Origin of the sequence: Arthrobacter sp. FX8, from assembly GCF_026723805.1 — a bacterium.
Lineage (GTDB): Bacteria > Actinomycetota > Actinomycetes > Actinomycetales > Micrococcaceae > Arthrobacter.
On record NZ_CP113505.1, the window covers coordinates 2,666,377 to 2,692,606 of the forward strand.

General features: G+C 61.8%; 30 protein-coding genes and 2 pseudogenes. 15 read left to right on the forward strand and 17 right to left on the reverse strand.

Going from position 1 to position 26,230, the window contains the following annotated elements; translation table 11 throughout:
* Positions 1–36: 36 nt before the first annotated feature.
* The 3 genes from OUO20_RS12355 to OUO20_RS12365 are packed head-to-tail and all read right to left on the reverse strand — an operon-like array spanning position 37 to position 712.
* Entirely contained in the window at positions 37–189 is a 153-nt protein-coding gene (locus OUO20_RS12355; protein ID WP_018768715.1) for a hypothetical protein, read from the reverse strand.
* On the reverse strand, positions 186–464 hold the full coding sequence (locus OUO20_RS12360) for a hypothetical protein (RefSeq protein ID WP_268001824.1): 279 nt from the start codon (positions 462–464) through the stop codon (positions 186–188). The genes OUO20_RS12355 and OUO20_RS12360 overlap by 4 nt, the downstream gene beginning before the upstream one ends.
* The gene (locus OUO20_RS12365) at positions 461–712 is read right to left on the reverse strand and encodes a hypothetical protein (RefSeq protein ID WP_268001825.1); all 252 of its coding nucleotides are present in this window, start codon (positions 710–712) and stop codon (positions 461–463) included. The genes OUO20_RS12360 and OUO20_RS12365 overlap by 4 nt, the downstream gene beginning before the upstream one ends.
* A 418-nt stretch (positions 713–1,130) precedes the next feature.
* Here OUO20_RS12365 and OUO20_RS12370 point away from each other — a divergent pair, with 418 nt between their 5' ends.
* From OUO20_RS12370 to OUO20_RS12380, 3 genes are all read left to right on the forward strand, one after another.
* On the forward strand, positions 1,131–1,409 hold the full coding sequence (locus tag OUO20_RS12370; RefSeq protein WP_268001826.1) for a hypothetical protein: 279 nt from the start codon (positions 1,131–1,133) through the stop codon (positions 1,407–1,409).
* Between the two features lie 85 nt (positions 1,410–1,494).
* Complete coding sequence (locus OUO20_RS12375) at positions 1,495–2,421, forward strand: multidrug DMT transporter permease (RefSeq protein ID WP_268001827.1); 927 nt, start codon at positions 1,495–1,497, stop codon at positions 2,419–2,421.
* 56 nt (positions 2,422–2,477) lie between these two features.
* Positions 2,478–2,684: a hypothetical protein gene (locus OUO20_RS12380; protein WP_082581824.1), complete on the forward strand. Its 207-nt coding sequence runs from the start codon at positions 2,478–2,480 to the stop codon at positions 2,682–2,684.
* 84 nt (positions 2,685–2,768) lie between these two features.
* Here the strand turns inward: OUO20_RS12380 and OUO20_RS12385 are convergent, their stop codons facing one another.
* A complete protein-coding gene (locus OUO20_RS12385; RefSeq protein ID WP_268001828.1) occupies positions 2,769–3,140 on the reverse strand; it encodes a hypothetical protein in 372 nt (123 codons plus the stop codon).
* 147 nt (positions 3,141–3,287) lie between these two features.
* Here OUO20_RS12385 and OUO20_RS12390 point away from each other — a divergent pair, with 147 nt between their 5' ends.
* Complete coding sequence (locus tag OUO20_RS12390; protein WP_268001829.1) at positions 3,288–4,022, forward strand: hypothetical protein; 735 nt, start codon at positions 3,288–3,290, stop codon at positions 4,020–4,022.
* A gap of 24 nt (positions 4,023–4,046) precedes the next feature.
* Here OUO20_RS12390 and OUO20_RS12395 read toward each other — a convergent pair whose 3' ends face one another.
* The 3 genes from OUO20_RS12395 to OUO20_RS12405 form a co-directional block, all read right to left on the reverse strand.
* Positions 4,047–4,916, reverse strand: a complete 870-nt coding sequence (locus OUO20_RS12395) for a class II glutamine amidotransferase (RefSeq protein WP_268001830.1) — start codon at positions 4,914–4,916, stop codon at positions 4,047–4,049.
* 241 nt (positions 4,917–5,157) lie between these two features.
* Entirely contained in the window at positions 5,158–6,558 is a 1,401-nt protein-coding gene (locus OUO20_RS12400; protein WP_268001831.1) for a glutamate decarboxylase, read from the reverse strand.
* Between the two features lie 190 nt (positions 6,559–6,748).
* Complete coding sequence (locus OUO20_RS12405; protein WP_144600895.1) at positions 6,749–7,447, reverse strand: GntR family transcriptional regulator; 699 nt, start codon at positions 7,445–7,447, stop codon at positions 6,749–6,751.
* 228 nt (positions 7,448–7,675) lie between these two features.
* On the opposite strand from OUO20_RS12405, the gene OUO20_RS12410 reads away from it, so the two are divergent.
* From OUO20_RS12410 to OUO20_RS12435, 6 genes are all read left to right on the forward strand, one after another.
* Complete coding sequence (locus OUO20_RS12410) at positions 7,676–8,590, forward strand: ABC transporter substrate-binding protein (RefSeq protein WP_268001832.1); 915 nt, start codon at positions 7,676–7,678, stop codon at positions 8,588–8,590.
* A 4-nt stretch (positions 8,591–8,594) separates the two neighbouring features.
* Complete coding sequence (locus OUO20_RS12415; protein WP_268001833.1) at positions 8,595–9,557, forward strand: amino acid ABC transporter permease; 963 nt, start codon at positions 8,595–8,597, stop codon at positions 9,555–9,557.
* A complete protein-coding gene (locus OUO20_RS12420) occupies positions 9,554–10,318 on the forward strand; it encodes an amino acid ABC transporter ATP-binding protein (protein ID WP_326498035.1) in 765 nt (254 codons plus the stop codon). The genes OUO20_RS12415 and OUO20_RS12420 overlap by 4 nt, the downstream gene beginning before the upstream one ends.
* Before the next feature lie 23 nt (positions 10,319–10,341).
* The gene (locus OUO20_RS12425) at positions 10,342–11,541 is read left to right on the forward strand and encodes an alpha-hydroxy acid oxidase (protein ID WP_268001834.1); all 1,200 of its coding nucleotides are present in this window, start codon (positions 10,342–10,344) and stop codon (positions 11,539–11,541) included.
* A 153-nt stretch (positions 11,542–11,694) separates the two neighbouring features.
* Positions 11,695–12,084, forward strand: a complete 390-nt coding sequence (locus OUO20_RS12430) for a hypothetical protein (RefSeq protein WP_268001835.1) — start codon at positions 11,695–11,697, stop codon at positions 12,082–12,084.
* The gene (locus OUO20_RS12435; protein WP_268001836.1) at positions 12,081–12,230 is read left to right on the forward strand and encodes a hypothetical protein; all 150 of its coding nucleotides are present in this window, start codon (positions 12,081–12,083) and stop codon (positions 12,228–12,230) included. The genes OUO20_RS12430 and OUO20_RS12435 overlap by 4 nt, the downstream gene beginning before the upstream one ends.
* A 5-nt stretch (positions 12,231–12,235) precedes the next feature.
* Here OUO20_RS12435 and OUO20_RS12440 read toward each other — a convergent pair whose 3' ends face one another.
* Complete coding sequence (locus OUO20_RS12440) at positions 12,236–13,105, reverse strand: O-antigen ligase family protein (protein WP_268001837.1); 870 nt, start codon at positions 13,103–13,105, stop codon at positions 12,236–12,238.
* Here OUO20_RS12440 and OUO20_RS12445 point away from each other — a divergent pair.
* From OUO20_RS12445 to OUO20_RS12455, 3 genes are read left to right on the forward strand one after another with little or no spacing between them, the layout of a single operon-like run.
* A complete protein-coding gene (locus OUO20_RS12445) occupies positions 13,097–13,237 on the forward strand; it encodes a hypothetical protein (protein WP_268001838.1) in 141 nt (46 codons plus the stop codon). The two genes, OUO20_RS12440 and OUO20_RS12445, sit on opposite strands and share 9 nt — an antisense overlap.
* 9 nt (positions 13,238–13,246) lie before the next feature.
* Positions 13,247–13,993: a LamG-like jellyroll fold domain-containing protein gene (locus tag OUO20_RS12450; protein WP_268001840.1), complete on the forward strand. Its 747-nt coding sequence runs from the start codon at positions 13,247–13,249 to the stop codon at positions 13,991–13,993.
* On the forward strand, positions 13,990–14,949 hold the full coding sequence (locus OUO20_RS12455) for an alpha/beta hydrolase family protein (protein ID WP_268001842.1): 960 nt from the start codon (positions 13,990–13,992) through the stop codon (positions 14,947–14,949). Before OUO20_RS12450 ends, OUO20_RS12455 begins: the two co-directional genes overlap by 4 nt.
* Here the strand turns inward: OUO20_RS12455 and OUO20_RS12460 are convergent.
* From OUO20_RS12460 to OUO20_RS21695, 6 genes and pseudogenes are all read right to left on the reverse strand, one after another.
* Positions 14,927–16,288 (reverse strand): O-antigen ligase family protein, encoded by a 1,362-nt coding sequence (locus OUO20_RS12460; protein ID WP_268001843.1) that lies wholly within the window; start codon positions 16,286–16,288, stop codon positions 14,927–14,929. The genes OUO20_RS12455 and OUO20_RS12460 overlap by 23 nt on opposite strands.
* 3 nt (positions 16,289–16,291) lie before the next feature.
* Positions 16,292–16,582 (reverse strand): hypothetical protein, encoded by a 291-nt coding sequence (locus OUO20_RS12465; RefSeq protein WP_268001844.1) that lies wholly within the window; start codon positions 16,580–16,582, stop codon positions 16,292–16,294.
* Between the two features lie 80 nt (positions 16,583–16,662).
* Positions 16,663–17,901, reverse strand: coding sequence for a MinD/ParA family ATP-binding protein (locus tag OUO20_RS12470; RefSeq protein ID WP_268001845.1), 1,239 nt, complete (start codon positions 17,899–17,901; stop codon positions 16,663–16,665).
* A gap of 343 nt (positions 17,902–18,244) precedes the next feature.
* Entirely contained in the window at positions 18,245–18,391 is a 147-nt protein-coding gene (locus OUO20_RS12475) for a hypothetical protein (RefSeq protein ID WP_268001846.1), read from the reverse strand.
* Positions 18,392–18,666: 275 nt separating this feature from the next.
* Positions 18,667–19,493: pseudogene (locus OUO20_RS12480) on the reverse strand (MBL fold metallo-hydrolase).
* A 303-nt stretch (positions 19,494–19,796) separates the two neighbouring features.
* A complete protein-coding gene (locus OUO20_RS21695; protein ID WP_442781081.1) occupies positions 19,797–20,321 on the reverse strand; it encodes an acyltransferase in 525 nt (174 codons plus the stop codon).
* A 326-nt stretch (positions 20,322–20,647) separates the two neighbouring features.
* Between OUO20_RS21695 and OUO20_RS21700 the strand changes: the two are divergent.
* Both OUO20_RS21700 and OUO20_RS12485 read left to right on the forward strand, forming a co-directional pair.
* A pseudogene (locus OUO20_RS21700) lies at positions 20,648–20,944 on the forward strand (Wzz/FepE/Etk N-terminal domain-containing protein); the annotation flags it as partial.
* The gene (locus OUO20_RS12485) at positions 20,945–22,093 is read left to right on the forward strand and encodes a polysaccharide biosynthesis tyrosine autokinase (RefSeq protein WP_442781137.1); all 1,149 of its coding nucleotides are present in this window, start codon (positions 20,945–20,947) and stop codon (positions 22,091–22,093) included.
* A gap of 1,265 nt (positions 22,094–23,358) precedes the next feature.
* Here OUO20_RS12485 and OUO20_RS21530 read toward each other — a convergent pair.
* Genes OUO20_RS21530 through OUO20_RS12500 form a run of 3 tightly spaced genes read right to left on the reverse strand, consistent with a single transcriptional unit; the run spans position 23,359 to position 25,898 of the window.
* Entirely contained in the window at positions 23,359–23,952 is a 594-nt protein-coding gene (locus tag OUO20_RS21530) for a CatB-related O-acetyltransferase (protein ID WP_326498036.1), read from the reverse strand.
* Between the two features lie 27 nt (positions 23,953–23,979).
* Positions 23,980–25,275 (reverse strand): hypothetical protein, encoded by a 1,296-nt coding sequence (locus OUO20_RS12495; protein ID WP_268001848.1) that lies wholly within the window; start codon positions 25,273–25,275, stop codon positions 23,980–23,982.
* A gap of 29 nt (positions 25,276–25,304) precedes the next feature.
* The gene (locus OUO20_RS12500) at positions 25,305–25,898 is read right to left on the reverse strand and encodes a glycosyltransferase (protein ID WP_268001849.1); all 594 of its coding nucleotides are present in this window, start codon (positions 25,896–25,898) and stop codon (positions 25,305–25,307) included.
* Positions 25,899–26,230: the final 332 nt, after the last annotated feature.

Genomic DNA, 26,230 nt, shown 5'->3' on the forward strand with positions numbered 1-26,230 from the left:
GCGTCGGGCGACCGCGGCGTGCCCATGCGCCGGTTCCTAGCTGTTGCCGGTGTGGACAAGGCTGTCCAGGTCCAGCTGCTGGGCAGGCGCGTCGGCCAGGCCGGCGGGCGTGAGGTCAAAATGCTCGACGGCGGCACGGGCTTCGCGGGCGGCGGCGGGGCCGTGCGGGGTATGGGTGTTGTTCATCATGGGTGTGAAATTCCTTGCGTTTCATGCGGAATGGGGGTGTGCGCGGGAAGCGCCGCCACGTGCTCTGCCGTGGTCTCCAGGACCCGGGAATGGCGGCACTGGGAACAGTGGATGGCCACAGCAACTGTTGAGGCGCGGGGGTTCAGGACGGGCGGCGAGTCAACGAACAGGTGGAAGTCCGTGTCGCAGCGGACGCACCAGGGGCGTTTTCCGTGGGGCTGGAGGGTGTGCCTGGGCACGTAGCTGTTGGAGGCCTGGGTGACGAGGACTGTCACACCACGGCTCGGTAGCTGCACAGGATGTAGTCGGCGGCCGCCGGTCCGGTCATGCGCAGGCAGGCGTCGGGGCGGACGCGTCGGCTCATCGCCTCAAAGAAGACGTACTCGTCCTGCGGCTCCTGCTGGGACAGGTTGCACCAGCTGGTGTAGAGGCCGTACAGGGTGTCGTCGTCAAGGCTGCTCCCGGACTCGTGGTCCGGGCAGGTGGCTTCGGTGAGGAACTGGTCGAACTGTGATTGCGCCATGGTGGCTCTTTTCAAACAAGGTGCAGTTGTTCGCCGTTCGGCTACAGCGGTTCAAACCCGGAGCCTTGCACAGTGCACCGGGCGGGTTTGCGGGGAGCTGTGAGTGCCCGGCAGGGAAAATCAAACGTGGGGTGGGAGGAGAAGGGGGGCCATGTAGTTCTCCTGGGATATGTGTGAGCAGCCGTAGCGGCCATGCAAACTCTGATCCCTTGACTAAAACCATGTCGACAATTTCTCTACACTGTAGACTTTAGGTGTAGACCCAGTAATAAGCAAGCTGGGGGCGGCGTGGCGCACGGCGAGGGGTTGCCTAATTTCCGGGCCCAAAGGAATGCCGGGAGCGGACCCATCCAGGGCACCCGCGGCTACGAATGCAGCATGTGTGAGCATACGGCCGCACCCGGCTGAAGGGCCAAACATGAGCGCCCCGAATCATCGACAATTCCTGTCCGAATGCCTTGTCCCCGTCCCCGCAAAGCAGCCGGGCCTCAGCGACGACGAGGTGTACGGGCTGTACCTGAGCTGGTGCCTGCTCAATGCCAGGAAGCCCGGCCCCACCGCATCGCTGTGGGCAGCGGTGCGGCAGGAAGGGTACCTGCAGCGGCACCGCGGCGGCCGGAACGAGTGGCCGGATTTGTGCATGACCGGCCCTGCGGCCGTGGACTACATCCTCGCCAGCCGGCCCAGCCTGCTGTAGCCGGGCAAGCTGTAGAGGGAAAAGGCCCGACGGCGGGTGGTCACCCCGGGTGGGTAGCCGCGTCCGGGTTGGGTAAGGTCTGATCATGATCCAGCAGGCTGCGGCCGTGTCCGCGCTGTCGTCCTACCACTGGCTGGGCATCCCGATTGCCGCGGCCGGCGCCGTCCTGCTTGCCTTGGGAACGCTGTTCCAGCATCGCGCCGTGGAAGACCAGCCGGCTGCAGCCGGGCGCGCGGCGGGCAGCATGGGCGGCGGACGCCTGCAGGCCCTGGTCCGGAGGCCGGTGTGGCTGGCCGGGACGGGGATGCTCGGCGCCGCCATCCTCCTCCAGCTCACCAGCCTGCGGTTCTCGCCCCTGATCGTGGTGCAGCCCATCGGCGCCATCGCCCTGGTGGTCACCACCCTGGCAACGGCCCGGATGACCCGCCGGTCCCCCGGGCGGCGGGCCCTCACCGCAGTGGCGTTATGCGTTGGCGGCGTGGGTGTGTTCGTTGCCGTGGCGGCGCTGTCCGCGGAGGACGTGGAGGTCAGCGACCGGCACTTGATCACCATCCTGATCGTGCTCGCCGTGGTCCTGGCCGGTGTTGCTGTGGCCTTCGCCTTGTGGCGCCACCGGTCGGGTGCCGTAGTGTTCACCGCCGGAGCCGGGATCCTCTTCGGGTTCGTCGCGGCCCTGGCCAAGACCGTCATCGCCCGGCTGTTCCAGGGCGACTTCGAGTGGTTGTCGCTGACATGCCTGGCAGGCCTGCTCATCGCCGCCCTGGCCGGCAGCTTCCTGGTCCAGAACGCCCACACAAGGGGAACACCCGAACTCGTGGTGGCCGGCCTGACCGTCATCGACCCCCTCGTCGCCGTCGCCATCGGCATCACCATCCTGGGCGAGGCGGACGCAGCACCCCCGCTGGCAATCCTCCTGTTCCTCCTGTCGGGGGCCACCGCCGTCGCCGGCGTTTTCCTGCTCGCCACGGTCAAGAAGCCGCCTACGGCGGCGCGTGCCTCGGTTCGTGGTTGAATGACCACTGTGCCCCAGAGCACAGTCAGGACCCATCCGAGCACCAGGAGGACACTATGGCTGGAATCAACGCAAAGTTCGACAAGGAGTACCTCGACAAGGGCATCGACGAATTGGCGAAGGCGCCCGTGGAGGCGCTGAAGGGATTGTCCGAAAGCGACGCGCAGAAGCTCAAAGAGGCGCTGAACATCAAGACCGTCAAGGACCTGGGCACCAACAAGTTCTTCATCTGGGCGCAGTCCGTCGCCAAGCTCGCGGAGTAGCGGGCACCATCCGTCCCTTCGGCAAACACACGAAAGCTCCCGGCGCAGGCCGGGAGCTTTCCTGTCTTTGGGTGCCTACCGCACCTAGCTGGCCTTCACCGCGTCGGCGGAGCCGGCGAAAAGCCGGATGCGGACTATCCGGACCACCACTCCCAGCAGAACCAGGCCGATTCCCAGGGCCATGAGGCTCCACACGGGCACGGAATCGGAGTCGATGGTCCGGTAGCACGTGGCCGCGGCCCCTCTGCCGGCCTCTTCCAGGTCAGCCAGTTCGGCAGCGCGGCTGTTGGGAAGCAACGGGCTGCCGCAGAGCGGGCCGGACGGCTGCAACCCGATGACGAAACCAAGGATGTACACGTCGAATCCCGCGGCGACAATCCACAGCCACGTCCGCTGCTGCCAAAAACCCAGTTTGCCGGCAGGAACAGGCTTCGCCCGGGGATCACGCATCTTCATAGGCCGAGCATAATCCGCGTCCCGGATTAAGGTAGGGATAAAGGTGCAGGAGCGGCATTCAGCATTTCCCCAGCCTGCGGTCCTACAGTGAACCCTGCCGGTCCAACCCGTCGGGTGGACCCACGCGCACATTTGGAGGAACACACCGTGGTGAAGCCATCAATTCCGTCAATGAGGGCCCGCATCGGCGTCGGAGCGGCAGCAATACTGGCCGCCGGTGCCATGGCCGCCGCGGGCGTGGGTGCCGCGTCCGCATCCCCCAGCCCAACATCCGTGTCTGCAACCTCAACCACAGCAGCCAGCGACGTCAAGGCAGCAAAGGGCGCCGGCGGCCTGAAGGCCTTCCTGACCCTGAACGCTGACAGCCCGCAGGCCGCCGGGGACCGTGCGGCGGAAGCAGCCGCGGCGCTGGTCAACCACCCCAAGTTGTTCGCCAAGCTCCCCGCTGTCCTCCAGGCGGACGTGACAGCCCTCAAGGACGCCGCCACTGCGGACCGCGTTAAGGATGCCTACAAGATCAAGACCACCGCCCTGTCCGGCGGGTACGGCGCCGAGATCCAAAAGCGCGCCGAAGCGCTGGAGAAGGCCGCCACCGGCCTGGCCGGCCTGCGCCAGGAGCTGCGCACCGCGTTCAAGTCGGACAATCCCGGCGCCGGGCTCCAGAAGGTGGCCGACCAGCTCATCAACCACCCCAAGCTGTTCGCCAAGCTCCCGGCAAACCTCCAGGCGGACCTGACCGCACTCAAGAACGCCGCCCCGGCTGATCTGGATGCCCAGGCAAACAAGATCAAGGACACCGCCATCAATGGCGGCTACGGTGCCAGGATCCAGAAGATGGCCCAGGCGCTGGCGAAGAAGGCTGCCGCGGCGCCGTCCACGTAAGCCGCGCCTTCCCGAGATACACCGTCAGGACATTTGCGACGCCGCCGCGGACGGTTCCAGGTCGGCGAGCGTGAGCGGGTGGGCCGGTTGGTCCGGGAAGGGGAAGGTGTACGTCACCGCCAGGTCCGGGCCAACGTGCACCAGCTCGCCCGGTGCCATGGGACGCCAGCCGGGGTTCTGGTTCATCCGTTTGGTGGCGAAGAGCACGGAGCGGGCAGCCGCCAGTTCGGTGCTTCGGGAGTGGATCCGGGGGCTTCTGGCGTCCAGCGGTGCCACCGGAGCGGGTTCAGTTAAGGGGTCGCGTTCCAGCACGTACAGCGGGTGGGTTGCCGGGTAGCGGAGCGCCCAGAGGTCGGTGGCCGTCGTCACGATGATATTGAGGGCCAGGACGGGCAGTTCGGCGGCCACCCAGCCCACCGCCCGGGAGATGCCCTCGGCCACGTCCCCGCCGGCCCGGCGGCTCTCTGCCGTGATGAGGGCGAAGAGCCGCTCACTGTCGGTCTGGCCCTGCACCAGGTCCGCCACGCCGTACTCACGCAGGCGCTCGTCGAGCCGGTCCAGGCTGTGGAAGGCGCCGTTGTGGGCGAACAGCCGCCGGTCCTGCTCGAACGGGTGGGTGTTCACCAGGGTGTGCGCGCCGGTGCTGGCGTACCGGACGTGGGCCAGGAAGGTGGTGCTCCGCAGCTCCCTGGCCTCCCGGGCGAAGGCGTGGTCCTCCCATGCGGCGAGCGGCCGTTTGGTGACCCGCGGGCCGCCGTCGGGATCGAACGTGCCGATCCCGGCGCCGTCGGGCTCCTTCCTGCTCTGCTCGGACAGGCTGTCCGGGGCGTCAAGGAGCCAGAAGGTGGCGCGGACGGGCCGGTATCCGGCATGGAGCCCGAACAACCGGCACATGGAGCGCTCCTCCCGGCAACGGGCTAGTGGCGGGATGTGTGATCCATGGCCTGATAGCGGTCGTAGCAGTCACGGGAGCAAAACAGCGCAGAGGGAGTTGGAGGCAGGTCCAAGCCGCAAACCTTGCATTTTGGCTTGGGTCGAAGGCTCCGAAGCATGGTGTTCAGCATGGATGAAGGTTATGCGCCTGGCCGGAAAATTGGACCAGTAACCAGATACTTCAATCTGCGGGCAGCGATACCTAGTGGTGGAACGCTTCCCGGTGCTTGTCGGTGGGCATGGGCGACGTCAGGGCGTCCAGGTAGGCCACTTCCTTCTTGAGGTCGTCCAGGAAGCTGGAGGCGAGGTCCCGGGTGAAGCCGTTGCGGACCACGATCCGCTGCACCGTGATGCCGCTGAGCCCTTCGGGCAGGGCGTAGGCCGGGACCAGCCAGCCGTTCATGCGCAGGCGTTCGGAGAGGTGGTGCAGGTCCCAGTTCCTGGTGTGGCCGTCGGTGAGCTGCCAGGCGAAGACCGGGATGTCGGAGCCGTCGCTCCAGAGGGTGAAGGCGTCCATGTTCCCGATCTCGTGGGAGAGGTACAGGGCGACGTCGCGGGAGCTGGCCTGCACGGACTTGTAGCCGGCGAAGCCCAGGCGGAGGAACAGGTAGTACTGCAGCAGCACCTGGGCTCCGGGCCGGGAAAAGTTCAGGGCGAAGGTGGGCATGTCCCCGCCCAGGTAGCTGACGTGGAACACCAGGTCGTCGGGGAGGGACTGTTGGTCCCGCCAGACGATCCAGCCCAGGCCGGGATACACCAGGCCGTACTTGTGGCCGGAGGTGTTGATGGAGGCCACCCTGGGCAGCCGGAAGTCCCACACCAGTTCCGGCTGCAGGAACGGCGCCACCATGGCCCCGGAGGCGCCGTCCACATGGATGGGGATGTCCAGGCCCGTGGCGGCCTGGATGCGGTCCAGCGCGGCGGAGATCTGCTCCACGGGTTCGTAGGCGCCGGTGTAGGTGACGCCCATGATGGCCGCCACGCCGATGGTGTTCTCATCCACGTAGCGGTCCAGGTCGTGGCCGTCCAGGGTGGGGTGTTCCCTGGACACGGGAACGTAGCGGGCTTCCACCTCCCAGTAGTTGCAGAACTTCTCCCAGCACACCTGCACGGCGGAGCTAAGGACGATGTTCGGCGCGTCCGTGGGCTTGCCCTCGGCGCGGCGGCGGTGCTGCCACCGGCGCTTGAGGGCCAGGCCGGCCAGCATGCAGGCTTCGGAGGAGCCGATGGTGGAGGTGCCGATGGCCGCCGCAGGATCCGGCGCGTTCCACAGGTCCGCGAGCATCCGCCAGCACCGGGTTTCGATCAGCGCGGTCTGCGGGTACTCGTCCTTGTCGATCATGTTCTTGTCGAACGCTTCCGCATAAAGCTGCGAGGCTTCCCGTTCCATCCAGGTCCCCACGAACGTGGCCAGGTTCAGGCGGGAATTGCCGTCCAGCATCACCTCGTCGTGGACCACCTGGTAGGCGGTGCCCGGCAGCGACTCCCCGTCCGGGATGGTGAAGCGCGGAAAGAGGGTGGATTCCCCCGGCCGGCTGAACAACGGGTTCAGCTCCACGCTCGTTTCGGGCTCGTGCCGTTCGCTCCGGTGTGACCTCGTCATGTCCAGTTCCTTCGCCCGCCGTCGTCCGCAGGCAGGCGCCTGGGGCCGCACTTCCGCTGTTCCCAGCACTCCGTATTATTCATGCACCCGGAGCAAAGGGCAGCAGGGCGGCGGGTTAGGGCGCGGCAGGAGTACGACGGCGGCACGCACCAGGGAGCCAGCGGCACCGTACAAAAGGGCCGGGAGAGACCTACTGCTGGCCGAACTTCTTCAAGCTCAGCGAGCGGGACCTGATCCCCTCGATGTGGTTGTTCATCGCGGCCGTCGCCGCTGCGCAGTCCCCGGCCTTGAAGGCATCAATGATGGCCTGGTGCTCCTGCACCGTGTGGTCACCGCTCATGTCGTTGTGCACCATCAGCCTGAAGCGCTGGATGCTTCCCTCGATGGACCCGTAGGCCCGGAGCAGGAACTCGTTGTCCGTTGCCTCCACGATCCGCCGGTGGAAGTTTTCGTCGGCCTTCCAGTAGGCCCGGTATCCCGCGAAGGTGTCGCCGCCATGGCGTGACGCCTCAAGGTCGCGGTGGAACCCTTCCAGGTCCGCCACGAGATCCTGTGTTGAGTTGGTGCAGGCGATGCTGGTGCATGCAGGCTCGAGGATCTGACGCGACGTCAGAAGCGCGGCGATGTCGCTGGCGGTGGGCTCCGGCGCTACCTTGTAGCCGCGCAGGGCTTCCCGCCTGACCATGCCGGTGGTTTCCAGGCGTGCCAGGGCTTCCCGCACGGGAGTCGAAGAAACTTTAAAGCGCTTGGCCAATCCGTCAATGCTTAACGGCGATCCGGTGGAGATCTTGTCGTCGAGCAACAGGGACAGGATGGCCTCGAACACCTGGTCGACCAGCATGGGCCTGCCGGGGATCAGGACTTCTTCTTCAGGTGAAGCGGCGTTCATTTCGGAATCCTATGTGAATTTTTCGGTCAGTCGCATGCAGCCGTAACACCACTTCCACGAGCGCGTCGTCACAAACCAAACACGGCGAAAAGGGTGTTTGCAGAAAATCGTGCATGATGTACGGTACATGATACCGGACAGCGAAGTGATCTGTACCACAGCCAAGCTGCCCATCAAGGTTGGAAGCTCTCCTACCACCCCTCCTCCCCCACTTCCGAAGGCGTGTAGATGATTCAGTTTCGATCGATGTTGGTGACCGTCGCCGCAGTTTCCATGGCGAGCGTGCTTCTCTCCGGGTGCTCCAACCCCGAAATGACCAGCTCAGCCCAGTCCGATGCCCCTAAAAGCTCGAGCTCCGCGGAGGCCGTCAAAGTCGACGAAGCTGCCGCCGCAGCCCTCCCCAAGGAGGCGCGGGACAGGGGAACCCTGACCGTCACCATGAGCCAGAGCTCGCCTCCACTGCACTTCATGGCCGCCGACGGGACAACCATTCAAGGTATTGACCCGGAAATTGCCATGGCCCTGGGCCAGACGCTGGGCCTGAAGACGGAGGTCAAGAGCGGCCCCTTCGACGGCATCATCCCCGGTATTGCTGCCGGCAAGTTCGACATGGCCATTTCCCAGATGTCCCCCTCGACGGAACGCATGAAAGTGCTTGATTTCGTGGACTACTACCAGTCAGGCAGCGGCATTGGTGTGGCTCCGGGCAACCCGCAGCACCTCACGCTGGACACACTCTGCGGGAAGCGTGTTGGCGTGCTGAAGGGCTCATTCCAGGACCTCAAGCGCCTGCCTGCCCTGTCCCAGGCGTGCACCGCCGCCGGCAGCCCAGCCATCGAGGCCATGACCTACCCCGATATGCAGGCCCCCAATCTCGCACTGACGGCCGGACGCATTGATGCTGTCTACATCGACGGACCCACCCTGGGCTACGCCATCAAGCAGGGCGGCCAGATCGAACTGCTCGGCGAAAAGGACGTCTCCCCCGTCAGCATCGGCTTCAAGAAGGGCGCGGGCATGGAAAAGGCGGTGCAGCTGGGCATGGAGTCTCTCGCGAAGAGCGGCAAGTACAAGGAAATCCTCGACAAGTGGGGCGTGGGCACCGGTGCAATCTCTGACTTCGCCTTCAACAAAGCGCAGTAGCCACATGGCCAACACAGCCACGGAACCCGACGCCAAGGCACCCGCCGGTGACGCGCTGGACCGCCAGCTTCTCCTGGGCCGTCCGCACCAGCGCCACGGAGGGTTGTGGCTGACGGCGGCAATCGTCCTGTTCGCGATCTTCCTGGTCGGCTACTCCCTCGTCACCAATCCGCGCTTCGAGTGGAACGTGGTCTTCGGCTGGTTCACCTCGGAGCGGCTGTTCACAGGCCTCCTGCGCACGCTGGGACTGACGGCCATCTCCATGGCTGTGGGAATCGTCGTCGGCGTCCTGCTGGCGCTGGCCAGGCTCGCCCCGAACGCCATCGTGGCCGGGACCGCCGCGTTCCTGGTCTGGCTCTTCCGCGGGGTTCCGGTCTTCGTCCAGCTCCTCTTCTGGGGTTTCATCGCCGCCATCTACCCACGGATTGCGGTGGGCGTGCCGTTCGGGCCTGAGTTCTTCTCGGTGGATGCCAACGTGCTGATCACCCCCTTCATGGCGGCAATACTCGGCCTGGGCCTGAACGAAGGTGCCTACATGTCCGAGATCGTCCGGGCAGGGCTCCTGAGCGTCAACCGTGGACAAACGGAAGCGGCCACAGCACTGGGCATGCGCCGGTTCGCGATACTTTCCCGGATCGTCCTGCCACAGGCAATGAAGATCATCATCCCGCCAACGGGCAACCAGACCATCTCCATGCTGAAGACCACCTCCCTCGTGAGCGTCCTGGCCTTCCCCGAGCTGCTCTATTCAGCGCAGCTGGTCTACAGCGCCAACTTCAAAACCATTCCGCTGCTTATCGCCGCAAGCATGTGGTACCTGCTGGTGACCAGCGTTCTGAGCCTTGGGCAGTTCTTCATTGAACGGCACTTCAACCGGGGCGGAATCACTTCAGGACGCAGCCCCCGGCGGCCCCGCAAGCCCAGGGCGGCGAACGCCCGCACCACACCAGAGGAGGCCCGGCCATGAGTGACGTGATGATCGAAGCGCAGGGGGTCACCAAGAGTTTCGGCGACCTCGAAGTCCTCAAGGGCATCAACCTCACCATCCCCAAGGGCAGTGTGACCTGCATTATCGGGCCGTCCGGCTCGGGCAAATCGACGTTCCTCCGCTGCATCAACCAGTTGGAAACGCTCGACGGCGGATACATCCTTGTGGACGGACAGCCGGTTGGCGTGAAGATCAGGAAAGGCCGGCTGCACGCGCAGAACAACGCCGAGGCGGCGAGGATGCGCGAGAACATCGGCATGGTCTTCCAGAGCTTCAACCTTTTCCCCCACATGACGGTGCTTGAGAACATCTGCGAAGCGCCGGTCAGGGTGAAGAGGGAGAACCGGAAGGCCGTCCAGGACCGGGCCCGCGTCCTCCTGGAGCGGGTGGGGCTTTCCGAGAAGGTGCATGCCTACCCGGCGTCCCTGTCCGGCGGCCAGCAGCAGCGCGTGGCCATCGCCAGGGCATTGGCCATGGAGCCACGGCTGATGCTGTTCGATGAACCCACATCGGCCCTGGATCCGGAGCTGGTGGGCGAGGTGCTGGACGTGATGCGCAAGCTCGCGGACGGCGGGATGACCATGATCGTGGTCACGCACGAGATCGGCTTCGCCCGGGAAGTGGGCGACCACCTGATCTTCATGGACGGGGGCGGCATCGTGGAGCAGGGCGACCCCCGGACCGTCCTGCGCGACCCCCGGCATGAACGCACCAAACAATTCTTGGCGAAAGTAATTTAGACCTTCACATTGGAGCAGGACCCTTGAGAAACAAATGGATTGTCAGCATCGATGACTACCGCAAGGCTTCCCGGAAACAGCTTCCGAAAATGATCTCGGACTATTTGGAGGGCGGCGCGCTGGACGAGACCACCATGCGCGCCAACGAGGACCGGTTCGATGCCCTGATGCTTCGCCAACGGTCAATGGTGGACCTTCGGGGGCTGAACACGTCCACCACAGTGCTGGGCCATTCCCTGGCGCTGCCGCTGATGGTGGCACCGATGGGCATGCTCACCATCTTCCACCCGGGTTCGGATCCTGCGGTTGCCCGGGCCGCGGTCAGGGCGGGGTCGATCTTCATCCACAGCGCGTGGGCCGGCTGCTCGCTGGAGGAGGTGGCCAAGGTGGCCCCGAACAACCTGTGGGCGCAAATCGCCTTCTGGAGGGATCCGGAGGAAACCGCCAGCTACATCAACCGGGCCCGGGCCGTGGGGGTTGAGACCCTGGTGGTGGCAGGTGACGTCGGGTCCTCCAGCAAGCGGGAACGGGACCTGCACCATGGACTGTCCATGCCGCCCCGCCCGCCGGTGGCGGACTACTTCAATGCCGCCACCCGCCCGGCCTGGCTGTGGCGCTGGCTCACCGGCCGGAAGATGACCTACGGGAACTACCAGATCAACGGCCGCCCGCTGCGGATGGACGAGATGAACAACTGGATGGCGACCAACAAGAACCCGGGCGCCACCTGGGAGGACTTCGCCAGGCTCCGGTCCGAGTGGAAGGGCAACCTGGTGATCAAGGGCATCATGGACGCCGAGGACGCCGCCAGGGCCGTGGACGAGGGCGCGGACGGCATCTTCGTCTCCAACCACGGCGGCCGGCAGTTCGATTCCCAGCCCGCCACCATCGATGTCCTCCCCTCCATCGCGGACGCTGTCGGCGGCCGGGCGGAAATCTATCTCGACGGCGGCATCCGGCGCGGCCACGACATCGTCAAGGCAGTGGCGCTGGGCGCCAAGGCGGCACTGGCCGGGCGCCCGTTTGCCTACGCCCTTGCCACTGGTGGGGAGCCGGCGGTGGACCGGGTCTTCGGAATCCTCCAGGACGAGCTCAAGGGCGCGATGGGGTTCGTGGGCAAGTCATCCGTTGCGGACCTGGACAGCAGCATCTTTGCAGGGCGCAGCACGTCAGCGTTCCCGAGGGCCTGCTTGTGTAGAAGAACTGAAAGCGTAGCCAGGTAACTGCCCGCCTCCCTCGGAGGCGGGCAGTTCTTTTGTCTTACCGGTACCCGTCCACGATTGCCGCGGCAATTTCCCGACGGTGCAGCGCCTGCATCGAACTCCGCTGTCAGACCTGCCGGCGGTACCACCATCGGGTCCGTCACATGGTCCGGGTTGGCGAACAGCGCGCACACGATCAAGGTCACCATGACCGGGACCGGCTTTGTGCTGCACGGTTTCGACTGCACCAGCGGCAACGGCTTTGTGATGGACAACTTCGGCCCTTCCGGGTCCAGCACTGACGACTGGGTACTGACCGGGTGGAAGGACGATGCGACGCTCGCGCTGCGCCCGCAGCTCGGCGACACTGCCGGGACCAACCTCTTCATTCTGGTGCTTGGTACCAACTATGCGCTAAGGGACCCTATGGGCTCCACCGGCGTGTCCGCGGCTCAGCACATTAGCCGGCTCCAGAGCATCATCACGGCTATCAAGATGTCTTCGGAGTTAGTGCAAATAGCCCGCCAGCCATCGGAAACTACTTCGACGCGGCGGCAGGCTTGACGCCCTACTCGGACGTGATCCACACCCTGGCAGAGTCGAACAACCTTCGGGTGTTAAACATGTACGACCGCTGGGTTAGCTACACCGATGCACGCAACGGCGACCTGATCAGCACCGATACAACGCACCCAAGCGTCTCCGGATAGCTCGACTACCGAGAACGCGTCGTGGCGCGCCTCGGCGCCAAGTAACCGCGATGATTCCTGTTTGGGCGCTCGCTCAGGGGGTAGAAAACTCTCCCGGGGGAGCGCCCCATACGTGCCTTTTTGGGGGAAGCGTCATCCTCCGGCTCGCTCGACACATCGGACTGGTCAGTGCGCGCCCAAGCTGGGAGCGCGAAAGCGAACGCGACTACTAGCCACACGGTGATCCCACCAACAGATCCCTCGGTGTAGGGGTCAGTCTGGGAGATCGCAAACAGTGCGAGCAGGGCCGGGCCGATGGGCCGAAAACGGCGGCTACTCCGGATCCAGAGCCTGATCAGCATGATAACCAGCGGCAATCCGAACACCAGCCCACCGATCTGTAAGTAGGACAGGAACAAGTTGTGAGCGAACGTCTGCTGCTCCAGGTTGGCCGATATCGTTCGGAAGTGCTCCCAACCGGACCCACTAAACGGAGAGTCCAGGAACGCTTTCCACGCGAGCGACCATAGGCCAAACCGGGTGTCCACGTTTTCATACACCTGAGCATTAACTTGAGCGCGCTGAGCTTGGATAACGTCAACGGCGTACCAGGCGACGACGGGGAGCGTGAGCGCGGCCGCCCGCATGAAGAACTTGGCGACAGGCTTCTCCGGTAGCACCCACAGAGCCGCGGCGATACCCACCGCCAGCGCCGTTACGCCGTCTCGCGAAAGGGTAAGTACGGCCGCAATAAATCCCAAGAGGGCAATCATGTAAGCCAACCATCGGCCGCGCCGCAGGAGTTGGGCGCGACCGATGACGAGCATGCCGGTCACCACCAAGACGCCGGCAACGTAGTTGGAATTACCCCAGGGCGTGCTTGCGTTTTGGTGCAAGGCCCGCAGAGCCTCAGCGCCACTTATGTCCGGTTCGTTGACCAGAACGGCAACCCCATCGCCAGCCGCCAGGTGGTCATCAAGGTTGACTCCACGACCGGCGAAATCCTCGACATCGTATCGGAGGCATAGACCATGGGCATGGGCTACATGAAGGACTATCGGGGCCGGCACCTCGATTCATTCCACCCAGGCAGGGACGCGAACCGCATCTCTTCCTACGACGCTTCAACTCTGACTGGTGCCAACGGTTCCAGCCTCGTTGTGTGGCCTGACTCCGGAGTAAGTCTCCAGGATCTCACCCAGCCCACGACGGGGGCACAGCCCACGGTCACCGCGAACAGCCTCAACGGGCTCCGCACGGTTCGCCTCGGGGCCACGTCCTATATGGCGCGTTCTGACTTCGGTGCCAACTTCGAGAACGGCGGGGCAGGCTACGCCCAGCCCCTCACCATCGCTGCCCTCTACCGAGTCAGCTCAACCGGCTCACGGGCGGCCAATGGGGCTTTGACCGGTTGGGCCTCCCCGGCATCTTCCAACCGTCCTTCTATGCAGGTGGACACCAGCGGCTCCATCGCGCTTTTCGGCGCCTCCGCTGGAGCCACGGGCGGCAAGCCCGTCAACGATGACCAGTGGCACATCACCATCGCCCAGTTCGACACGGGGTCCTCGTCGTTCTACACGGACGGCTACCTGGTCGCCGGGCTCGCCACACAGGCGCACGGCACAAGCGTCCTGCGAGGGTTCGCGATCGGTGCAGCAGTAGACGGTTCTGCCCCTTTGGGAGTCTCGGACATCGCCCAGGTTGATGTCTTGTCCGGCCGCCTCACCCGCGTCCAGATCGACAACTACACCCAGTACCTTGCAACGAAATGGGGCCTCTCATGACGCTCGGACGCCAAACTAAAGCCGTAACCTATGTGGACGCTACAGACTCGGCCGGGATCGCCGTCCGCTACTGGCTCCCCGCGGGGGCAACCAACCTTGTCATCTGGTCCCACCCCGACTCCCAGACCGAACAGATCACGCCCGGGTACTGGGCCTATCCCCTGATCCAGGCGTTCATCCAAGACGGGTACGCGGTCATCGCGTCGAACCTTCATGGACGGTCGTGGGGCAACGCGGCATCGCTCACCGACACCGTGAACGCCTACAACTACATGGTCGGGAAGATGACTGTCTCGAAGGTCGTCATGGCAGGCGGATCCATGGGCGGCCTGGCGTCCCTGCTGACCATCGCCAAGGCCAACCTTTTTGCCGGGAAGGTGAAGGGCGCGTGCCTCTTCGATGCCGTGACGAACCTCGCCAACATGTACGACGCCGGCCAATACGCTTTCGTCATCCAGACCGCCTACGGCATGGCGTCCAGCACGCTCGCCGCAGCATCGTCCAGCGGCGCAATAACGCTGTCTTCCACCGTGTCCTTCCCAGCATCGACAGTCCTTACGGTGGACTCCGGCACGAACCAAGAAACAGTCACCGTCAGCTCGGTTGCTGGCACCGGCCCATACACGCTCACCCTCTCATCCGCAGCAACGAAGGCGCACGCTTCAGGCGTTTCGATCTTCAAGGCATCCGGGTCGGACGCAAGCTACGGGACTGCGACGAGCGGCAATGACCCGAACCTCTACGCCGCTTCGGCGTACACGGATCTCAGGTACCGGCTCTACGCATCCAGCGCCGACACCTCAGTCGCTAAGGCTGGGAACGCGGACACCTTTGCCACGCTGGTTGGTGGGACGGCCACAGAGGTTTCCGTCCAGGCGCACCCGCTCGGACACCTCGACCCGCACGGCGTATGGCCCGCGGATGTCGTCGCCTTTATGCAGAGGTGCTACGCCTAATCAGACTACTGCCCGCAGGTCGCTGACCATTCAAAGCGGCGATCTGCGGGACCATCTCTTCCGGTCGTGGCCGTGCCACATAACAGGCGGCGATCAGTGTCCACATGATCGGGGAAGAAAAGTCAGCCAGCGACGTGAACGCCGCGGCCATTTGCGCCAAGAGGCCCATCGCGAGAGGCCGGCGATCCATGAGAGCGACGCTCGTGAAGATGGAGCGGCAAATCAAGACGAGGAACAGCAGCACACCGAGAATGCCTATAGTGCTCAGCAGCATCGGGAACAGTGATGAGGCACGGTTGTTCCCGATCCCAACACCGATGAAGTTCGTCTCGTTGTAGATCCTGAAGGCGATGTCGTTTGCGAGTCCTCGGTTCCGGAAGGAGGTCCCGCCGTACTTACCATCGACCGCCTCAGTTACGAAGTTCACGAGGTACTCGGACAGCGGAATGGCAACGATCACCATCACGCATCCGGAAATGGCCATGACTGGGCGTATCCGGGCACCGTTTCTGATCCAGACCACCACGCCGATGACCGCTCCGAAAGCAGCCGTGATCACGAGCCCCACGATGGCTGTGCCGGAGTAGCTGGCGACCAGCAGCAGGGCGGATCCGCCAGCGAAAGCCAAGTGGGCCAGCACCCGCTTGGGGGCTCGCGCCGTCAGCGTAGCGGTGGCGAAATAAGCGAAAGCCACCAGGGAAAAGGCCCCCAACTGGGACGGCTCCGCGAACTGGGCGCGTAACCGACTCGAACCCTTGGCATAGAAGTTGCCAGGGAAATTATCGAAAAAGGCTTTGGGCCAGGTAATCCCCACAACACTGAAGGCATACGCGGCCAGGGCAACAGTGACTCCAATGGCCAGCGCCATGGTAATCATGCGGCGGCTGATCAACTGGTGGCGTTGATTCAGGTGGACCAGCAGCAGGGCAAGCGCTAGGTAGCCGAACTGCGCCAGCCCAGACATCGAATAGGTCAATGGAGTCTGCGTCCCCACCTGCTGGTCCAGGCCGACTCCGGGTGCGATGACCGGAAGGCCAGCGAACCATGTCGGGCCTGCAATCGCAGTCAAGCCCACAACAGAAACGAGTACGGCGAGGACCCCAGAGCGGCTCTGGAAAGGAGCCCTCTCGACCGGGCTCCTGAGAGTTTCAGCCAGCGAGACGATGATGTAGAGGATGACGCCGACGTAAAACGGAGTCACACCGTTGCCGCCGAAAGCTATCATCGCGGAACTACTGAACGGGGCCGCGCAGACAGTCACTGTCAGCAGGCCGCGCATCCCGTACTTGCCGAGCCCAATCAGATATGCGATGGCGAATATCGCGCCCAGAATCGTCATGAGCTAACGGAGGAAGAAGATGGCGAACATCGCTACGCCGAGTATCGAGACGGCCATGACGGCAAACTCCTTGGGGGACTGCGAGTTGAAGCGTTCGAGGAGCAGACCATTCGAGGCAGGCTTGGCGGCCAGAAGCCCAGCCCCCGCCGCCGCGCACTGTGGTGAGCAATACCGATAGCCACCCTCTGCGGGGAAGGTTTCACCAACCTGATTGCAGTTGTCGCAAAGCAGTACAGCAGGCGTCGTTATGCTGATCCACCACGCGTGCAGCCGTTCAATCGGTAATGTCCCCATCCGCTAATTGTAAGGGGCGAATAAGACCGGCTATGTTCCCGTGAGCAGCTATTGAACAGGTGAAAGAGAAACGCGCGCCGCTACCGGTACCCATCTACGATCGCGGCGGCAATTTCCTTATAAGCCCGCCGGGTCTCAGCCTTCAGCACATCGAGGGTCACCAAATCACCGTCGGCCACGCCACGGTCATGCGGGACGGCAATAAGTTCCCGGCAGATCCCGGAGAGGTGTTCCTCGATGGCATCCTTGTCCACCCGGGAGGACACCTCGTCCTTGTCTGTGATCACCACAATGGCGTTCCGTGCCAGGTCCTCGTACCCGTGGCTGGCCAGCCAGTGCAGGGTGCTACGGGCCCGCTTGGCCCCTGAAACGGCATACCCGGCGGCGATCACCAGGTTGTCGGCCGACTGCAGGATGCCGCTCATCGCGTTGTGGGTCACGCCGGTGCCGCAGTCGGTCAATGCGACTGAGTAGTAGCCGGCGATGAGCTTGCGGATCCGCAGGTACTCCTCAGCGGTCAGGGAGTCAGAGACCTCCGGGTCCTGCTCCCCTGCGATCAGGTGCAGCCTTCCCGCGTGGTGCATGTACCGGGCCAGCGCCGTCAGCGAGTCGATGGACTCGATGTTCTCCAACAGGTCCGTGATGGTCCGCGGGCTGGCCTGCTGGTAGATGCCCTCGCCTAGGGCGCGCTCCACGAGGTCGCCCGAGTCCGGGTTGGCGTCGATGGCGCAGGGCGCGTCACCGCGGTATTCGGCCAGGGTCAGGCCCACACCCACGGTGGTGGAGGTCTTGCCGATCCCTCCCTTGAGGCTCAGGACCGCGGTGTTGTAGCTGCCCTGGAGTTGCCTCGAAATGCGGCGGGCCAGGTCGTCTTCCTGGCGCTGCTTTGGTCCGGGACCCAGGTTCCATGCGCCCCCGGTCAGGTTGTACAGCGCACCGCGGATGCCACCCCTCGGGCGGGGCTTCTGCTCCTTGACGAACAGGCCCGGCGAGCTGATGAAGTCCGGCATGGGGCTGTCGGCGATCGCGTCCGAAACAGTCGGTCGGCTGCGGCGGAAAGAAGGAGCGTCCGACGGCGGTGAGGCAGCTTCGGAAGCCACGTCACCGGGAGCAGCGGCGGGCTCAGCGGAAGGAACAGACGCGATGGGATCCGCGGCTGGCTGCCTGGCCGGTGGCGCAGGAGCGGCGGTTGCAGGCGATGGTGCGCGCGACGGCTTGATGGCGTCGGCTGCGGCAGCCGCTTCCGCCCAGGACGTGCGCCGTGTAGCCGGCGTCCCGGCGTCGTTGGAACTGAAAGGGGAAGGGGTTACTGCTGGCATGGTTCCTGTCCAGGCATCCTGAAGTGAGCCGTCGGCACGACGAAGGTCGCGGCGTCGGCGCAGCTGCGGCTGCCCTGCATCCTCTGCTTGGGCGCCTGCATTCTGATCCGCCGGATCTGGCATGTCTGTCCCCCGGACGTTTCGGCAAACGGTTCTGCGGCACTGGTTCAATCAGTAAGTCTAGGGGGTCCGATCAGGAGCTCCTGCCTCGTATCCGCTGGTCAGTGATGGATGAGCGCGGCTGAAACCACAGCTGCGGTGAGCACCAGGAGAACGGCAAGGATGATGTACCCCACCCACTTGGGACGGCCTTTGTGGGGGTTGATGTCGACATACGGCATGGTCAGCGCTGGTTACCTTGGGGTGCGGGCCGGACGGGGATCCGGAGTGCGCGGCGCTTGAGCCGCAACATTTGATACAGGACAGCGAAGGGAACCAGCAGGGTGCCCAGTAAAGCGCTCAGCGCCAGGGCGTAGTCCGAAAAAGCCACATTAGCCTCCATTGGTCAAAGTGATCCCCATCGCCATGACCCAATCACGGGACGTGTCCATTGACAAGTCACGTCGAAAGGGGACCCTAAGCCTCTAGACCGATGATCTGCGACATTGTAAGTGCGCCCAGAAGAGCATTCAGTCGCGAGGGCGGCCAGCAAAACAAAGGAAAGTAAGCTTATCTTTCACTTTCAGCGTTCCTGCCCGCGTGCCCATCACCATCGTGGAAATCCCTGGGGCCCAACCTCAAGATCTCCTCAAGAAAGACGTATTGTTACGAGGCTTCCTGGGGTTTGAGCCGGGTCTCCCGCAGCCGCTTAATGAACCACCGGGACTGCTCGGGGCCGTATGGCAGGACGGGAATCGCCTTGGTCGCGTCGTTGGGGGTATCCCGAATGGACTGCCAGGCCTGCCGGACGGCCGTCGTCATAGTGTTGGCCATCGTCTTGACGAACTGATCACTGCAGGGCTTTCCGTGCCCAGGAATAAGGAACTCGTAGCGGTGGCGCAGCGCCGAGATGTGCCGGAGCACGTCCGCCCATTCCTCCGGGTAAGAGTCTTCAAAGAGGGGTGGGCACCCTGTTCCACGAGGTCGCCCACGTAGAGAGTGGTTGGTGTGCCAACCAAAAGGTCACCGTCCGTATGCCCGCGGCCCAGGTAGAAGAGGGTTGCGGTCAGGCCACCAAGGTCAACGAGGACGGGCTGGTTCTTCACGATGGCGTTGGGAACGACGAGTTCGACGTTGTCCCCCTCGCCGGATGCCATCTCCGGTTCCAGCGTTCCGACGTGCCGGCGCTGCACGTCACCGCGCTGGTCGATCTCTGTGGTGCAGTTCTGGTGAGCCCAGAACTCCGTGACTCCTTGTTCTGCGAAGACAGCGTTGCCAAAAAAGTGGTCGTAGTGGGCGTGCGTGTTGACCACAACAAGGGGCAGGTGCGTCTTCTCGCGTACCGCATTCAGAATTTCGCGCCCCTGCCGGGGACCGCACCCAGTGTCGACAACCATTGCGCGCTGTGAGCCGATGATGAGGCCCGTATTCAGCAGGGATCCTTCAGTGACCAGTACATAGTTGTCCGCGCCGACTTCGAGCCATTCCGACATTGTTTCTCCGTACCTCCGGCAAGCAGTGTGCGTTTGTCTAGGGGACTGATTGTAGCCAGCGCTCTTCCATGATGTCGGTAGATACGAGGTTCCCCCGCTAACCGGGGGAAATTGCCCTTCCGACCCCCACCGTTTGTCCTATGCAGTGTCCCGGGTGATACGCCACCTCCAGAACTATGACGGTGACCGTGGACGTCAAGCCCCAGTTAGCTGCGACCACGTCACTTCGATTCAGATAAGTCTGGCGCTCACCCGGCAAAACTGGTAAGTGGCCGAGCGGGGCGGCGGCAATGGGAATAGCAACTACAACTGCAGCTCCGACTTGCGTTCCGCCGGCACTCCAGCGTATAGCCCGTTGGGCTCACAGTCTCCGATCACAACCGCGCCCGCTGCAATTATGCAACCGGATCCAACCGTCACGCCAGGGAGGATCGTTGCGCGCGCTCCGATCCATACCCCGTCGCCGATTACTACGGGTTTGCCCACCGCCCGTCCGGCGCGTTGCGCTGGTCCACCAATCTGGTGTGTTCCAGTCAGCAACATAACCTGCGGCCCGATCTGGCAGGATCTGCCAATAGTTATCTGCGCTGCATTGTCCAGGAACACGCCGTAATTCAGAAACGTCCCGTGGTCAATGAATATATTCGTTCCACCATAGAAGCCACCGGCAGAAATGGCCGATGACTGAATTTGTAAACCAAGGGCCCGCAGGAGCCTCCACCGCAGTGGACGAGGAACTGCTTTGGACGCTACAAACCCGTTTAGGACAGTGTCCCGCGTCAAGCTCGAAACTATCTTTGCCAGCTTGTTGTAAGAAATGTGCCCCATGGCCACAGCCTACGGCAATCCTCATACCTGTCAGTTAGGCTTCCGGGTTGCTGGAGTGGAAAGGGACGAACTTGACAGTCGATCCGAATGCTGGGCGGGGTGCCTTTTTGGTCCAACGAACATTAAGCAACCGCCTGCTGCAGGCAGAGCGCGAGCCCTACCCAGACGTTAACTACCACGACTACTGAAGCCCGGCCGTGCATCATGGCGCAAACGAACCGGCTTCCTGCGGTCACAGCGATTGACTGGGCTCCCCCTGTCCCGCGAGTACTGACTTCAGCCGGTATAATTGATTGCACCGCACTAAAATTGCCGTTCTTGGTGGCGTGCCACGAGGCAGGTCCCGATCATTCACCCAGGGGGGACCTTCATTGGATCTGCGCGAATATTTTCGAATCTTGCGCCGTAACTGGATCTGGATAACCGCGTTCTCCCTCTTGGGTCTACTCGGGGGCGGCGGAGCGACCATCCTGGTCAAGCCGACGTACACTTCCGAGACACAACTTTTTGTGGCCATCCAAAACTCGGGCACGGTTCAAGAGCTTCAGCAAGGCAATACTTTCAGCCAAGCCCGAGTGGCATCCTATGTCCGGACCGTATCCACTCCCTTGGTACTTCAGCCCGTGATCGACAGGCTGGGCCTCCAGACCACGAGCGCAGAACTCGCATCTCGAGTGAAAGCCAGCGCCGATCTGGATACTGTGATAATCAACATCGCTGTTACAGATTCGTCGCCGGTCCAGGCCTCAGCCACCGCTCAGGCAGTGGCCGACAGCTTAGTTGAAGCGATCGACTCCTTAGAAAAGCCAAGAACAGGTGGAACATCGCCCGTAAAGCTGTCGATCGTTAGGCCGGCGGAGGCTCCCACAACGCCTTCAGGCCCGAATACGAAACTGAATCTCGCCCTTGGTGTAGTGGCGGGACTATTCCTTGGGCTTGCCCTCGCGATTTTGAGAACCCTTCTCGATTATCGCATCCGGACCGAGGCGGATTTGCGGCGCGTTACAGATGCACCTTTGCTTGGTGGGATTACATTCGATCAAGACGCTGCCAAAAAGCCACTGCTTACCCAAGTAGCAGCCCAAAGCCCAAGGGCCGAGTCTTTCAGGCAACTGAGAACGAATCTTCAATTCGCCAACGTAGCCGGGCAGGCGAGAACCATCTTGGTCACATCCTCGCTTCCAGGTGAAGGCAAAAGCACGACTGCGACGAATCTAGCAATTTCACTCGCACAAGCGGGTCAGACAGTCTGCCTTATCGATGCTGATCTCCGCCGCCCCATGGTTGACGATTATCTTGGACTTGAGAGGAACGCAGGGCTCACAACAGCCCTTGTAGGGTCAGCCGATGTCAACGATTTGCTGCAACCATGGGGTGGGGAAAACCTCTATGTACTAACATCTGGGCGCATCCCGCCGAACCCAAGTGAACTCCTCGGATCCAGTGCCATGAAGTCACTGGTCGAGCGGCTGGAAGAGGTCTTCGATGTGGTTGTGATCGATGCGCCGCCTCTCTTGCCCGTGACAGATGCGGCCGTGCTCAGCCAGCATGTGGGTGGTGTGGTAGTTGTAGTTGGCACACAGAAGGTGAAGCTTCACGATTTGGAAAAATCATTGCGGGCGCTTGACATGGTTGAGGCAAACGTAATCGGCGTTGTTATGAACAGGATTCCGGCGAAAGGTCCAGACTCGTACAGCTACGGTTACTACTCATCTCCGAAGGACATTGAGAAGAACAAGACGGACGAACGGGCAGCCACTTCTCGTATTTGACCCTTCACCGGACGCACGCTCACTGAAACTCCGGCAAGATATAGGCCCAGCAGGAGCTTATGGACTGGCGATCATCCCTTCCGGGTCGGCCGGTCGGCCAGGTAGTCCAGAGGCCTGTACAGGGTCGAATAAGCATTCATGGCGTAGGACGCTCCGGGTAGGCCGTGATCATAGATCCGTGGCACGTGTCGCCGCACTTGCCAAGGCAAGCTCTTGTGGGTCCGGCCCGTTTTTGCGGCCACCGCTTGCCCGTTGACCAGACCCGCGGAGGTCGTCCTCCACATAACGGCTCAGCTGGAATGCACTACCACGACTTCTCTATGGTCCTAGGGCTTGGACATGGGGGCATGGCCAAGAACTCCGGAGCTTGGACTCTAAGAGCCATATTCCTCCAACTGTGTCGCCACGACACCGCGACTTGGGCAGCGAGTGGCTGATCAGTCTCGATGACGACTGGAGGTCCGCCATTATGATCAGTTCGGACTCGGAGAGAAATCGGGCAGAAATCTCGGATGGTCTTAGACGGGGGTAGGCGATCTTTTTGACGTCGCCGGACTTCAGAAGAACCGTGTGACCGTGCCGCCATCGAGTGCCGGAACTACGGCTGATTCCGACAATCCGGCTCGCTTCGGAATTGCCCATTCCCTAGTTTCACCGGCTAATCAATGTGAGCCCGTGGAGCCTTCTTTGGAGGGGCACCCGTGACTTTCGTGGTCGCTTCATATCTGCCAGTGGCAACTACTAAAAACTCAGGAGTTGCAATGACCACTAGACGTCAAGCCCACAAAATAGCACACTTTTCGACCCATCGCTGAGAGACGCAAGACCACACCGAAATGACGCGGGCACTTTGCAGAGACTGGTGGCAGCAGACTCCCCCGGTGGCCTCAGACAAGGATCGTCGTCCTGTTCCTGGCTTGTATCCTCACACAATCTCGCCGTCAGGGCCGCAGCCCTGACATCTACGACACCGGATAATTTCAGGACGAAACAAGAAGAGACGCATCAACCCAGACGGCGACCGCACGTTCGAGTCACGGCATTCGCTCGGACCGGGCAGGAACACACCCACCACTATGCCTACACCAATCACCCGCCAGCGCGGCCATTGCAAAGTCAGTGGGCGACGACGGAACAAACTGGCGCGAGCCCCTTTCGTGCATCAACACTCGGGGATGAAGCCAGTTCTAAAAAGACGTTGGCGTAGAGCCACACGAGCGAAGGTGACAAACAGCACTCACTAACTAACCCGGCGATGTAGACGATCAGGAAGTATAAATACGTCCGTTCAACTCTTCAGCTTTGGCGGTCATTTCCGCCTCACTTAGAATCCACCACCGTGACTGCTCGATTTCAGCAATCCGTTCTTCTGAAAACCTATAGCGAATGAAGCGCGCCGGATTACCACCCACGATGGCATAGGGTGCCACATCTTTAGTAACCACAGCACCAGCGGCAACAACCGCACCCCTGCCTACTGTGACTCCGCTTACAATGAGAGCACCATGGCCGACCCACACACCATGGTCCAGGACAATATCTCCCTTTGAGGATGGAAATCCATCGGCAGCAGAGTCATCCAAGAGTAGGCGGAGACGAATAGGAAAAGTGGAGGCGCGATCCATTGGATGGTTACCGCCGAGAAGAAAAGTCGCGGAAGACGCAATACTGCAATAGTTCCCGATAAGAAGGCGAGTGGACTTATCTCCAGCATATGTCACAACCTCCGGGGTACCGTATGAGCCAGTTCCAATAGCGACACGCCCAGCCCTAACGAGATGCGCAAAAGGTGAGACTCGCTTCATCACCGCTTTGTAGACTCTGTACGGGGTAAACTTTTTAATTGCAGAAGGAAGCATTGGATCCTCTTTCTAAACTTCGTCGGCTCACGTTGATTCAATCATTCTCAAAGTGGCGGCTCGGGCAGCATGGCGACAGCGCTCATAGACTTTGGAACTGCCATAATGCAGATACCACAACGCACCCACAGATATAGACAGTGCATTGCCAACCGCAAAAAGTATTGCCGAATGCAGGTACAAAGATGCGATTCCGGCAACTGAAAAAATCGATGCGGTCAAAATTAGATATGCGATATCTAGCGTCGGCAACCCGATGGCAACTGCCAAGAAGGAAAGCGGCGCTGTTATGCCAATAAGAGTGAACGCACCCAAAAGCGAGAAAAAGACCGTAGGCAAAACGTCAACGCCCAGTGGCTCAGCCACAACGAAGTAGAAGGCACTCACCCCAACAGACGCCAAAATAGCGATGCCTGCACATATCAGCGTCGAACTGCGGAGGACGCGCGGAATTCTCCGAGGCGCCGTACGATAGAGATGCCCTGCGTCGCCGCTTACAGCGATGGCTAAGTTTTGGATCAGAAATCGAGGAAGGGCAGCAACCCGCCAGGCCACTTCATACGCCGCTAGAAACTCCGGCCCCGCAACTGCCCCGATGATCCAACGATCTCCTTGAAGAATGGCGGACCCAAGCAAACTAGCTAAAGTTCGAGACCAAACGAATGTGAAAGTCGAAGTCGGATTATGCCCTTGGCCGCTCACTGTGGCCTGGAATGCTCCTTTCCACGCCATCCAAATAACTCCGATGATGAGTACGACGGCAGATGACACGGACCAACCAACTGGGAGAGCCCACGCTGATGGACGAGAAACTAGGAATGCTAGGGCAATTCCAAAACAGAGAAAAGCTTGGCCTGCAGTAAGAAACATACGCGCGTATGCCTGGTTGAGGTGTAGAGCTGTCTGCGCCAGGACCGCGAGAGTACTCCTAAAGATGGCGGCTAGAGAGCAAAGAGCGATTGCCGCCAAGCCTTCCTCAAAGCTAAACGCCCGTGCTGAGGCAGTCTGAGAATATGGGATCCATAAGAAAGCGGAAACAATCCCAACAACCAACGCGCCGACAGAAGACAATGCGCTCGATTGCACGACTAGGCGGACGGTCGAAATAGTACCGAAGCGCGCTGATGTCAGCGCAACACCACCGAAGTCAAGACTCAGCGCCACAGTCGTGATCGTGCTAAGAATAGTCCACATGGCGAACTGGTCCGTTGGAAGAAACGCTGCACCACAAAGTGGAAGTGCGAGCAGGACGAGAAAGCTGACTAATGGACCGGTCGCCGCTGACAACATACGCCGAAACAGGGACTGGATCTGGGCTGACATCACCCCCTTATTAGCTATCGTTTCCATTCCTATTGAGCCAGATCATCGACTTGGAGTTTACCGACCACAGCGTCGCCGAAATTGCTCCAGCTGAATCGATTAACAACGGACATCCTTGCTTCAACGGAAATGGCTGGTTTTTCGGCGAGGATCAGAGAGTCACTCGCGTGGTCTCTACTGACGTAAGTACAGGCGTCACCGAGGAGTTCACGCGTAAGGGGTTGATCGAGTGCAATCACCTGGCAGCCAGAAGCCAGGGCTTCAACGAAGGGCAGACCGAACCCTTCGTCCTGGCTAAGAAGCATGAAGAACTCCGCTTGTCTGTAGGCACGTAAGACCTCGTCGTCGGAGACGTTGCTCATCCATGTTCCAAAATCTGGCCCGAACTCCCGGTCGATAATGGCTTTTACCTCAGTCGATACACCAATGCCCGTGACGCTTTTAAGCCACAGAGGCTTGATCCGAGCTAACATTTCTGCCGCGGCTTCATTTTCTTTATGTGCCGCACCGCCAATTAACAACAGGTTTCCTGTGTCTCGTGGATTTAGCGATGTAGTTTGGACAAGCCCTGGACCCAGCCAAGCGACAGTCGCTTTGCCTTCCGCCGCAGGAAGCGCTGCCACAAGGTCATCGTGTGTGCGCTGACTTATGCAAATAAGAGCATCAGATCTGGCAACAGTGCGCTTCAAGTCCCACATGCGATAAAGACGGCTTATAAATCCTCGCGTCCGTAGCCAACGAAGGTCGTGCACAACACTCACGACTCGACCCGACAGCCCAAAAGGTAAAGGGGGAACGATCGACAGAAACACGTCATAATCATCGCGAGGGGGCGGAAGCCATTAAATAGACCAACCAAGCGTTGCCAGGGACGACGTCCCAAGTCGCGAATGGGAGAATACCGAAGAGGTCCACAACAACTGATCAGATGTGGATACAAATTGCGCTGAACCAC